This is a genomic window from Streptomyces amritsarensis (genome assembly GCF_001953875.1).
Taxonomy (GTDB): Bacteria; Actinomycetota; Actinomycetes; order Streptomycetales; family Streptomycetaceae; genus Streptomyces; species Streptomyces amritsarensis.
In genome coordinates, this window is record NZ_MQUR01000154.1 from 1 (window position 1) to 10806 (window position 10806).

10 protein-coding genes are annotated in these 10806 nt (G+C 72.0%); 8 read left to right on the forward strand and 2 right to left on the reverse strand.

The features are described 5' to 3' along the window. The 5 genes from AVW11_RS34195 to AVW11_RS34215 form a co-directional block, all read left to right on the forward strand. On the forward strand, nucleotides 1-1359 hold a 1359-nt coding region (locus tag AVW11_RS34195), incomplete at its 5' end, for a phosphomannomutase/phosphoglucomutase (RefSeq protein ID WP_240528334.1). A gap of 311 nt (nucleotides 1360-1670) precedes the next feature. Then, nucleotides 1671-1853 (forward strand): Trm112 family protein, encoded by a 183-nt coding sequence (locus AVW11_RS34200; protein ID WP_030032543.1) that lies wholly within the window; start codon nucleotides 1671-1673, stop codon nucleotides 1851-1853. An 89-nt stretch (nucleotides 1854-1942) separates the two neighbouring features. Continuing rightward, entirely contained in the window at nucleotides 1943-3076 is a 1134-nt protein-coding gene (locus AVW11_RS34205) for an SIS domain-containing protein (RefSeq protein ID WP_030855964.1), read from the forward strand. Between the two features lie 39 nt (nucleotides 3077-3115). Then, nucleotides 3116-4276 (forward strand): mannose-6-phosphate isomerase, class I, encoded by a 1161-nt coding sequence (gene manA / locus AVW11_RS34210; RefSeq protein WP_030855966.1) that lies wholly within the window; start codon nucleotides 3116-3118, stop codon nucleotides 4274-4276. Between the two features lie 72 nt (nucleotides 4277-4348). After that, entirely contained in the window at nucleotides 4349-5272 is a 924-nt protein-coding gene (locus AVW11_RS34215) for a cation diffusion facilitator family transporter (RefSeq protein ID WP_030855968.1), read from the forward strand. A gap of 84 nt (nucleotides 5273-5356) precedes the next feature. On the opposite strand, the gene lepB is transcribed toward AVW11_RS34215, so the two are convergent. Continuing rightward, nucleotides 5357-6043 (reverse strand): signal peptidase I, encoded by a 687-nt coding sequence (gene lepB, locus AVW11_RS34220; RefSeq protein ID WP_078094371.1) that lies wholly within the window; start codon nucleotides 6041-6043, stop codon nucleotides 5357-5359. 313 nt (nucleotides 6044-6356) lie between these two features. Here lepB and ahcY point away from each other — a divergent pair, with 313 nt between their 5' ends. After that, nucleotides 6357-7793, forward strand: coding sequence for an adenosylhomocysteinase (ahcY, locus tag AVW11_RS34225; protein WP_030855971.1), 1437 nt, complete (start codon nucleotides 6357-6359; stop codon nucleotides 7791-7793). Nucleotides 7794-7890: 97 nt separating this feature from the next. Continuing rightward, a complete protein-coding gene (locus AVW11_RS34230) occupies nucleotides 7891-8511 on the forward strand; it encodes a hypothetical protein (protein WP_030855973.1) in 621 nt (206 codons plus the stop codon). Between the two features lie 21 nt (nucleotides 8512-8532). Here AVW11_RS34230 and AVW11_RS34235 read toward each other — a convergent pair whose 3' ends face one another. Then, nucleotides 8533-9450, reverse strand: a complete 918-nt coding sequence (locus tag AVW11_RS34235) for an RDD family protein (protein WP_240528335.1) — start codon at nucleotides 9448-9450, stop codon at nucleotides 8533-8535. A 110-nt stretch (nucleotides 9451-9560) separates the two neighbouring features. On the opposite strand from AVW11_RS34235, the gene AVW11_RS34240 reads away from it, so the two are divergent. Then, entirely contained in the window at nucleotides 9561-10568 is a 1008-nt protein-coding gene (locus AVW11_RS34240) for a stage II sporulation protein M (RefSeq protein WP_076046966.1), read from the forward strand. The last annotated feature ends 238 nt before the right edge of the window (nucleotides 10569-10806 follow it).

Below are 10806 nucleotides of genomic sequence, written 5' to 3' on the forward strand. Positions count from 1 at the left end.
CTTTCGAACATCGTCAAGGCGTATGACGTGCGTGGCGTTGTGCCGGACGAGTGGGACGAGTCGCTGGCGGAGCTGTTCGGTGGTGCTTTCGTCGAGGTCGTGGGCGGGTCGGCGATCGTGGTGGGGCATGACATGCGTCCTTCGTCGCCGGGTCTGTCGGCGGCGTTCGCGCGGGGTGCCGCGGCGCGTGGTGTGGATGTGACGCTGATCGGTCTGTGTTCGACGGACCAGCTGTACTACGCGTCGGGTTCGCTGGGTCTGCCGGGTGCGATGTTCACGGCGTCGCACAATCCCGCGCAGTACAACGGGATCAAGATGTGCCGTGCGGGTGCGGCGCCGGTGGGCCAGGACACGGGTCTGTCGCAGATCCGCTCCCTGGTGGAGGGCTGGCTGGAGGAGGGCGTCCCGGAGGTCCCGGCGGGCACGGTGCCGGGAACGATCACGGAGCAGGACACCCTCAAGGGCTACGCGGAGCACCTGCGGTCGTTGGTGGACCTGTCGTCGGTGCGTCCGCTGAAGGTGGTCGTGGACGCGGGCAACGGCATGGGCGGGCACACCGTCCCGACCGTCTTCGAGGGCCTCCCGCTGGAGGTGACGCAGATGTACTTCGAGCTGGACGGCACGTTCCCCAACCATGAGGCGAACCCGCTGGACCCGAAGAACATCGTGGATCTGCAGGCGCGGGTGCTGGCGGAGGGCGCGGATCTGGGGATCGCCTTCGACGGGGACGCGGACCGGTGTTTCATCGTGGACGAGCGGGGCGTGGGGGTGTCTCCGTCGGCGATCACGGCGTTGGTGGCTTCGCGTGAGCTGGCCCGTGCCGGCGGGTCGGGCACGGTGATCCACAACCTGATCACCTCCTGGTCGGTGCCGGAGGTGGTCCGGGAGAACGGCGGCACGCCGGTGCGGACGCGGGTGGGTCATTCCTTCATCAAGGAGGAGATGGCGCGGACGGGTGCGATCTTCGGTGGTGAGCACTCGGCGCACTACTACTTCAAGGATTTCTGGAACGCGGACACGGGCATGCTGGCGGCGCTGCACGTGCTGGCGGCCCTGGGCGGTCAGGACGGCCCGCTGTCGGCCCTGGTGGCCTCCTACGACCGGTACGCCGGGTCGGGGGAGATCAACTCCACGGTCGGGGACCAGGCGGCCCGTCTGGCGGCGGTGAAGGAGTCCTTCGGCGGCCGTGAGGGTGTGGAGCTGGACGAGTTGGACGGTCTGACGGTGACGGGTGCGGACTGGTGGTTCAACGTCCGGGCCTCGAACACGGAGCCGCTGCTGCGGCTGAACGTGGAGGCCCGTGACCCGGAAACCCTGGCCCGCATCCGCGACGAGGCCCTGGCCCTCATCCGGGCCTGAGATCCGGTCCCGAGGGGGCTGGTCCCCAGCCCCCTCCCCCCGCACCTCCAGCTCCGCCGGCACTCTCGGCACGGGCCCGCAATTTCAGCCTCGCCAGGGGGCACCTCCCGGCGGTAGCCGGGGGAGTTCGAGGCGCGGGCCCGGGCGGAGCCCGGTACCCGGCGGAGCCGGGGTTCCCCTCAGCCGGGCCCCGGCGGCCCCAGCGCCCCGGCGGAGCCGCCGATCACCGCCGCCCGCCCCAGGCCGCACCGGCGGAGCCCCAGCGGTACGCTGACCACGCCCCACCCGCATCCCCGAAGGGAACCCACCCCATGCCGCTCGAAGCCGGCCTCCTGCAGATCCTCGCCTGCCCCGCCTGCCACGCGCCGCTCGAGGACAAGTCGGCCGACGAGACCCCCGAGCTGCTCTGCACCGGCCAGGACTGCGCTCTCGCCTACCCGGTCCGCGACGGCATCCCGGTCCTCCTCGTGGACGAGGCCCGCCGCCCCGCCTGACCCCGCCCGACCCGCACCACCCGCAGAACACCGCACCGCACCGCATCACGCGCAGACAGGTTCCCGTCACCCAACAGCCGGAGGCCGCCATGCTCGACGAGTCGCTCCTCGACGCACCGGACGATCTCGCCCGCGTCGACCGACGGGGCCTGCTCCGCGGTGCGGCCGAAGCCGGAGCCAGAGTCCGTACCGCGGCCCGGCACGCGAGCGAGGCGGGCATTGCCACCCTGCGCCCCGACGGCCGCCCGCGCGCGGTCCTGATCGCCGGGCCCGGCACCGCCGCCACCGGCGTCGCCGACCTGCTCGGCGCCCTCGCCGGCGCCTCCGCGCCGGTGATCCGGCTCGACCCCACCGGGGTCGCCCACGCCTCCGGGGCACTGCGCTGGGCCCTGCCCGGCTGGGCCGGCTCCGTCGACCTGCTGCTCGTGGCCACCACCGACGGCACCGAGCCCGGGCTCGCCCTGCTCGCCGAGCAGGCCTACCGGCGCGGCTGCACCGTCGTCGCGGTCGCCCCCGAACGCTCACCGCTGAGCGAGGCGGTGGACGGCGCGCACGGGCTCCTCGTACCGATGGCCAAGGCCCCGTACCAGGAGTTCGACGAGTCCGCCGCCGCGGGCCCGGGCGCCCTGTGGGCCCTGCTGACGCCCCTGCTGCTGCTCCTCGACAAGGTCGGCCTGATCACCGCGGCCCCCGACACCCTCCAGCTCGTCGCCGACCGGCTCGACCGGACGGCCGAACGCTGCGGGCCCGCCATCGCCACCTACTCCAACCCGGCCAAGACCCTCGCCGCCGAGCTGGCCGACTCACTGCCGCTCATCTGGAGCGAGGGCACCGGCGCCGGCCCCGCCGGCCGCCGCTTCGCCGCCACCCTCGCCGAGCTCGCCGGCCGCCCCGCACTGGCGGCCGCGCTCCCCGAGGCACTGCCCGCCCACGGCGTCCTGCTCGCCGGCGACTTCGCCGCCGGAGCCGACCCCGACGACTTCTTCCGCGACCGGGTCGAAGAGCCCCAGGCCCTTCGCGCCCGCGTCGTCCTGCTCCGGGACCGGCCGGCCGGCGGCCTCACCGCCGCCCCCGCCGCACGCGAGCTCGCCCTCAGCCACGACACGGCGATCAGCGAGCTCGAACCGGAGGAAGGCGCCGAGCTGGAGCAGCTCGCCGAACTGCTCGCCGTCACGGATTTCGCCACCGCCTACCTGGCGTTGGCGTCCGGGGGACAGAGCTGAAGCTCGCGCACGCACCCGGATCTATCCAGGAAGACGACGATGGACCGCCTCACCAACACGATCCGCCCCTACGCCTGGGGATCCACCACGGCCCTGCCCGCGCTCCTCGGTGTCGAACCCACCGGTGAGCCGCAGGCCGAGCTGTGGATGGGAGCCCACCCCGGAGCGCCGTCCCGCGTCGACCGCGGCGCCGGCGAGAGGTCGCTCGCGGAGGTCATCGCCGCCGACCCCGAGGGGGAGCTCGGCGCGCCCACCGTGGCCAAGTTCGGCCCCGGACTGCCCTTCCTCTTCAAGATCCTCGCCGCCGGCGCCCCGCTCTCCCTCCAGGTCCACCCCGACCTGGCCCAGGCGAAGGCGGGGTTCGAGGACGAGGAGCGGCGCGGCATCCCGATCGACGCGGGGCACCGCAACTACAAGGACCCCAACCACAAGCCCGAGATGATCTGCGCGATCACGACGTTCGACGGGCTGTGCGGCTTCCGCTCCCCGCAGGCGTCCGCGGACCTCTTCGACGGACTGGGCGTGGACTCCCTGAAGCCGTACGCCGACCTGCTGCGCGCCCACCCCGAAGAGGCCGCGCTCCGCGAGGTCCTGACGGCCGTACTGACCGCGGACCGCGAGCAGATGGCCCGTACGGTCGCCGAGACCGCTGCCGCCGCCGCCCACCTGGGCGGCGAGTACGCCACGTACGCCGCCCTGGCCCACGAGTACCCGGGGGACCCCGGCGTGCTCGCGGCCATGCTGCTCAACCACGTCCGACTCCAGCCCGGCGAGGCGCTGTTCCTCGGCGCGGGCGTCCCGCACGCCTACTTCGACGGCCTGGGCGTCGAGCTGCTGGCCAACTCGGACAACGTGCTGCGCGCCGGGCTCACCCCCAAGCACGTGGACGTCCCCGAGCTGCTGAAGATCGTGCGGTTCGAGCCGAGCGACCCGACCGTCATGCGGCCCGAGGGCGACGGCGGCGAGGAGGTCTACGAGACCCCCATCGACGAGTTCCGGCTCTCCCGCTTCCTCCTCGCACCCGGCGGCGCCCCCCACGTCCTCCCGGCCGGCGCCCCGCAGATCCTGCTCTGCACGGCAGGCTCCGTACAGGCCGGCGAACTGGCCCTCTCGCCCGGCGGATCGGCCTTCGTACCGGCGGGCGAAAAGGTCGAACTGTCCGGAAACGGCACGGTCTTCCGGGCCACCGTGGTCGTCTGACGCGGCGTCCGGCCCAGGGGCTGCAACAATGTGCGGCCGTAGTCACTGGCCCAGGAAGGACACCCTGCACCCATGAGCGCGTCGGGCGGTACCAAGGCGATCGTGGCGGCACTCGCCGCCAACCTCGCCATCGCTGTAGCCAAATTCGTGGCGTTCCTCTTCAGCGGCTCGTCGTCGATGCTCGCGGAAAGCGTCCACTCGGTCGCGGACTCCGGGAATCAGGGCCTGCTCCTCCTCGGGGGGAAGAAGGCCCAGCGGGAGGCCACGCCGCAACACCCCTTCGGATACGGGCGCGAGCGGTACATCTACGCCTTCCTCGTCTCCATCGTGCTGTTCACCGTCGGTGGCATGTTCGCCATCTACGAGGGCTACGAGAAGATCCACGACCCGCACCCGATCGAGGCCTGGTACTGGCCGGTCGGCGTCCTGGTCTTCGCGATCATCGCCGAGTCCTTCTCCTTCCGCACCGCGATCAGGGAGTCGAACGAGATCCGCGGCAAGCTGTCGTGGACCCAGTTCGTGAAGCGGGCCAAGGCCCCCGAACTGCCCGTCGTGCTGCTGGAGGACCTCGGCGCGCTCGTCGGCCTCGTCCTGGCGCTCGGCGGTGTCGGCCTCGCCCTGCTGACCGGCAACGGTGTCTGGGACGGTATCGGCACCCTGTGCATCGGCGTCCTGCTCATCGCCATCGCGATCGTCCTGGCCGCGGAGACCAAGTCCCTGCTGCTCGGTGAGGCCGCCGGCGTCGAAGAGGTCGAGAAGATCAAGGCCGCGGCCGTCGACGGGACCGTCGTCACCCGCGTCATCCACATGCGCACCCTGCACCTGGGCCCCGAGGAGCTCCTCGTCGCCGCGAAGATCGCCGTCGAGGGCAACGACACCGCGACCGAGGTGGCCGACGCGATCAACGCCGCCGAGGCCCGCATCCGCGAGGCCGTCCCGATCGCCCGCGTGATCTACCTGGAGCCGGACATCTACCGCCCCGAAGCCGCCGAGTAGTCCCGTACACCGCATGCGTACAGCCGAAGGCCCCCGCGAGCAGCAGCCCGCGGGGGCCTTCGGCGTACGTGCAGGGACCGGGGACTACGGCGCGTCCACCCGCGTGGCGCCCCAGACGGGCCCCTGCGCCTCGACCGGCCCGCGCCGGCGCGCCACGAGCGAGGCGATCCCCAGCCCGAGCCCCGCGAGCAGGAGCCAGGTCCCCGCGAACGAGACCAGACCGAGAACCGCCACCAGCGGGGCGTCCCGGTCGAGGCCGGAGTCGACCCCGGTCACCGCGGACACCGGCAGCGTTCCCGCATGGACCTCCGGGTGGAACCGGGAGTCCGCCGAATTGCCGCGGTTGTCGCCCAGCACGAACATCCGGCCCTGCGGAACCGACACGGCGAAGCTCACCCCGCCCGCCCCCGCGTCGCCGTCGCGCACGTACGGCTCGTCGAGCGGCTTCCCGTTGAGGGTCAGCGCCGGGTCGCCCGCCGCGTAGGCGATGTGGTCCCCGCCCAACGCCACGACCCGCCCGAGGAACGGGCCGTCGAGTCCCCACGCGGACGGGTCGTAGGTGATCACGTCACCGCGCCGGACCTCGCCCGGATCCTTCTCCATCGCGAGCACGTCCCCCACGGGGAGCGTGGGCAGCATGTTCTCGCTGAACTGCTTCACCGGGGTGAACCGGCCGAACATGTAGACCAGCGGTCCCACGGCCAGCGTGACGCCGAGCACCAGCAGCGCGATCGCCGCGATCCCCCGTCTCCTCCCAGGCCTGCGTGCCATGCCTCTCCAACCCCTCCCACCAGTGCGAATGGCCGGAAGACTACGGTCTGGCCGAAAAACCGCAGCGGGCAGGGGTCACGCCGGACGGCCGGAAACCCGAACCCCGCCAGTTCTCCGTCCGACTGGGGCCGCCGCCGCCGATCGGTGTAGATTCGTGGGCAGTGTCAGGCGTCGCTGCTGATGGCGGGTCGGGCGGTCCCTGCGACCGGCCGAGGGGAGAGAGGACCCCCGACGGACTGTGCTCGGTGTCCCGTCCCCAGGACGGCGCACGGACCAGCCGTACCCACCTCTCGAACCATGAGGAGCAGCACCCATGGACTTCAAGGTCGCAGACCTCTCCCTGGCCGCCTTCGGCCGCAAGGAGATCACCCTGGCGGAGCACGAGATGCCGGGTCTGATGTCGATCCGCCGCGAGTACGCGGAGGCCCAGCCCCTGGCCGGCGCCCGCATCACCGGCTCCCTGCACATGACCGTGCAGACGGCCGTGCTCATCGAGACCCTCGTCGCCCTCGGCGCCGACGTCCGCTGGGCCTCCTGCAACATCTTCTCCACCCAGGACCACGCTGCCGCCGCCATCGCGGTGGGCCCGAACGGCACCCCGGAGAACCCGCAGGGCGTCCCGGTCTTCGCCTGGAAGGGCGAGACGCTGGAGGAGTACTGGTGGTGCACCGAGCAGGCGCTGACCTGGCCGAACACCCCCACCGGCGGCCCGAACATGATCCTCGACGACGGTGGTGACGCCACCCTCCTCGTCCACAAGGGCGTCGAGTTCGAGAAGGCCGGCGAGGCCCCGGACCCGTCCACCGCGGACTCCGAGGAATACGCGCACATCCTGACGCTCCTGGGCCGCACCCTCGGCGAGAACCCGCAGAAGTGGACCCAGCTCGCGTCCGAGATCCGCGGCGTGACCGAGGAGACCACCACCGGTGTGCACCGCCTCTACGAGATGATGCAGGCCGGCGACCTCCTCTTCCCGGCGATCAACGTGAACGACGCCGTCACCAAGTCGAAGTTCGACAACAAGTACGGCTGCCGCCACTCCCTGATCGACGGCATCAACCGCGCCACCGACGTCCTCATCGGCGGCAAGGTCGCGGTCGTCTTCGGCTACGGCGACGTCGGCAAGGGCTGCGCCGAGTCCCTCCGCGGCCAGGGCGCGCGCGTCATCGTCACCGAGATCGACCCGATCTGCGCCCTCCAGGCGGCGATGGACGGCTACCAGGTCGCCACGCTGGACGACGTCGTCGAGACCGCCGACATCTTCATCACCACCACCGGCAACAAGGACATCATCATGGCCGCCGACATGGCCAAGATGAAGCACCAGGCCATCGTCGGCAACATCGGCCACTTCGACAACGAGATCGACATGGCCGGCCTGGCCAAGGTCGAGGGCATCGTCAAGGACGAGGTCAAGCCGCAGGTCCACACCTGGACGTTCCCCGACGGCAAGGTCCTGATCGTCCTCTCCGAGGGCCGCCTGCTCAACCTCGGCAACGCGACCGGCCACCCGTCCTTCGTCATGTCGAACTCCTTCGCGGACCAGACCCTGGCCCAGATCGAGCTCTTCACCAAGCCGCAGGAGTACCCGACCGACGTCTACGTGCTGCCCAAGCACCTCGACGAGAAGGTCGCCCGCCTCCACCTCGACGCCCTCGGCGTCAAGCTCACCACCCTCCGCCCGGAGCAGGCCGCCTACATCGGCGTCAAGGTCGAGGGCCCGTACAAGCCGGACCACTACCGCTACTGATCAGCCCCTGATCAACCGCGGACGGACCTGAAGCAGGCCCCCGGCACCATGCCGGGGGCCTGCCCCGTACCCCCCGATCCGAAGAAGTGTGCGCACCATGCCCCGCGGCCGATACTCGCTCCACGACCCGCACGACCACACCCCCCTCGGCGAGGAGCACTTCCACTGCGCCCCCGGCCCCTCCGGCTGGCGCTACGTCTCCCAGCTGACCACCCCGGCCGGCGACCACCGCGGCTCCGTCGACCTCGCCATCGACGAACTCGGCCGCCCCATCCGCCTGGAGGTCAACGCCGCGAGCTGGCAGGTCCGCGGAGCCGCCCTCGACGGCGTCACCTGGGTCCGTACCGACCCCACCGGCACCGAGGCCACCGAGGGCAACATCGCCGCCCCCGGCTTCACCGGCACCTCCCCGGCCTTCCTGATCGCCACGGCCCGTCTGCTGCGCCCGGCCCCCGGCGCACCCGCGACCCGCGTCCGCCTGCTCGCCCTCACCGACCCGGTGCTGGCCCCGCGTACGGTCGACCAGGCCTGGGCCCTGGTGGGCCGCGAGGAGCACCCCACGGACAGCGGCCCGCTCCTGGTGGACGAGTACCGGGTCACCGCCCTGGACACGGGCGAGGTCCACACCGTCCACATCGCGGGCGACGTCGTCCTCTCGGCCCCCGGCATCGAACTGGAACACCTGGAGACCCCGCCCTCGGCCTTCGAGGAGCAGTGACCCCCGAATTGCCCCCCGCCCTCAGGCGGGCGGAGCGAACCCGCCGGCGCGCGGAGCCTGCGCGGGGCCGACATACGGGGCAGGGGCAGGGGCAGGGGCGGGCGCCGAGGCCGGCACCGGCCCGAAGCCGGACGTGACGGGCGGAATGGACGGTACGGGTACGACCGGCGGGACGGGAGAGGCCGCGGCCGCTGCGTTGAAGGCCCGGGCGGCATCGCGCGACTGGCGCTCGTGGACCACGGCCATGAGGTAGGCCGCGGCCGGCACCCCCGCCGGCGGCGGGGCGCCCGTACGCGCCACGAGATCGTCCGCGAGCCGCGCCGCCATCGCCGCACCCACCTGCGGGTCCAGCTGGTTCATCCGCGTCAGGTACTGGCGGATCGCCAGCCACAGCCCGTCCGGCACGGCCGACAGGTCCAGCTGCGTGAACCGCCCGGCCAGCCACGGCGGCGGCGCCGGCACCGGCATCACCCGCGTCCCCGGCACCCGCTCCCGGACCACCAGGGTCCCCGCGAAGACGTCTCCGAGCCGCCGCCCGCGCGCCGACACCAGCGAGGCGATGGCCGCGACCGTGCCGAAGGTCAGCAGCAGCTCCACGACCCCGAGGGCACCGCGCACCAGCGCGTGCCGGAACCGGATCGGCCCGCCGTCGTCGCGCACCACCCGCAGCCCGCAGGCGAGCTTGCCCAGGGAGCGGCCGTGGGAGAGGGTCTCCACCGCGATCGGGATCCCGACCAGCAGCAACAGGAAGCTCGCCACCGCGATGGCGGCCTGGGCGGCCGGATCCAGCGAGGCCGTCGCGAGCGTCAGCCCGACCCCGATGAGCACGTACGCGGTGACGTAGACGGCCAGGTCCAGGAGGATCGCCAGCGCACGGCTCGGCAGCCTCGCCGGCCGCAGCCCCAGGACGACCGCGTCCCCCGTCACCAGATCGCTCACCGCAGCACCTCTCATGTGACCTGCTCCGCCCCTGCTGCATCAAGTCTGCCAAGCTGACCACACTAGGAACAGGCAGCGGCCAGGGGACCCTGGGCAGGGGAGCGCACCGGATGGATCTCGACGTCTTCGTCACGGCACACCGCGCGGAATGGGACCGCCTGGAGCAGCTCCTGGGCCGCGGCCGCAAGCTGACGGGCGAGGAGGCCGACGAGCTCGTCACGCTCTACCAGCGCACCTCGACCCACTTGTCCCTCATCCAGTCCACCGCGCCCGACCCCATGCTCACCGGGCGACTGACCCAGCTCGTCGCCCGCGCCCGCGCCACGGTCACGGGCACCCGCCGCGCGGCCTGGCGCGACGCCGCGCTCTTCTTCACCGTCGGCTTCCCCGCCGCGGTGTACCGCAGCCGCCGCTGGTGGATACCGACGGCCCTGCTCTCCACGGCGCTCGGCGTACTCATCGGCTGGTGGATAGCGACGCACCCCGAGGTGCAGGGCGCCATCGCCGCCCCGGAGCACCTGAAGGAACTCACGAAGCCGGGCGGCGAGTACGAGACGTACTACTCCAGCAACCCCGCGGGATCCTTCGCCGCCCAGGTCTGGACGAACAACGCCCAAGCGGCCGCGATCTGCCTCGTCCTCGGCGCCTTCCTGGGGATCCCGGTGCTGTGGATCCTCTTCCTGAACATGGCCAACCTCGGGGTGGGCCTCGGCCTGATGGCCTCGGCGGGCCGGCTCGACGTCTTCCTCGGCCTGATCCTTCCGCACGGCCTGCTCGAACTGACGGCCGTCTTCGTGGCGGCGGGCACCGGCCTTCGCCTGGGCTGGACGGTCATCGACCCGGGCCCGCGCACCCGCCGCACCGCCCTCGCCGAACAGGGCCGGGCGGCCCTCGGCATGGCCCTCGGCCTCGCGGTGGTGCTGTTCGTCTCCGGCCTGATCGAAGGCTTCGTCACCCCCTCCGGCCTCCCCACCTGGGCACGCATCACGATCGGCGTGGTCGCCGAGGCGGCGTTCCTGCTCTACGTCTTCGTCCTGGGCGGCAGGGCCGCCCGCGCCGGCGAACTCGGCGACGTGGAGGCGGCGGACCGGACGGCAACGCTCCCGACCGCGGCCTGATGTGCGTACAAGCCTGCTGAGCTGCTAGTCTCCTCGTCGTCCCGCAAACGCCGTTGACACGGATCGAGCGGGGAGGTAGATTCGAACGGTTGCCTCGAACTGGACAAGTTCGGCAGCGACGGTTTAAACTCTCTCTCACCCCACATGGACATCAAGATCCGATCGGGGTACAACCGACTTTCCATTTCAGGAATTCGAAGCCGGGGAAATCCGGTGGAAAACTTCTGATAGAGTCGGA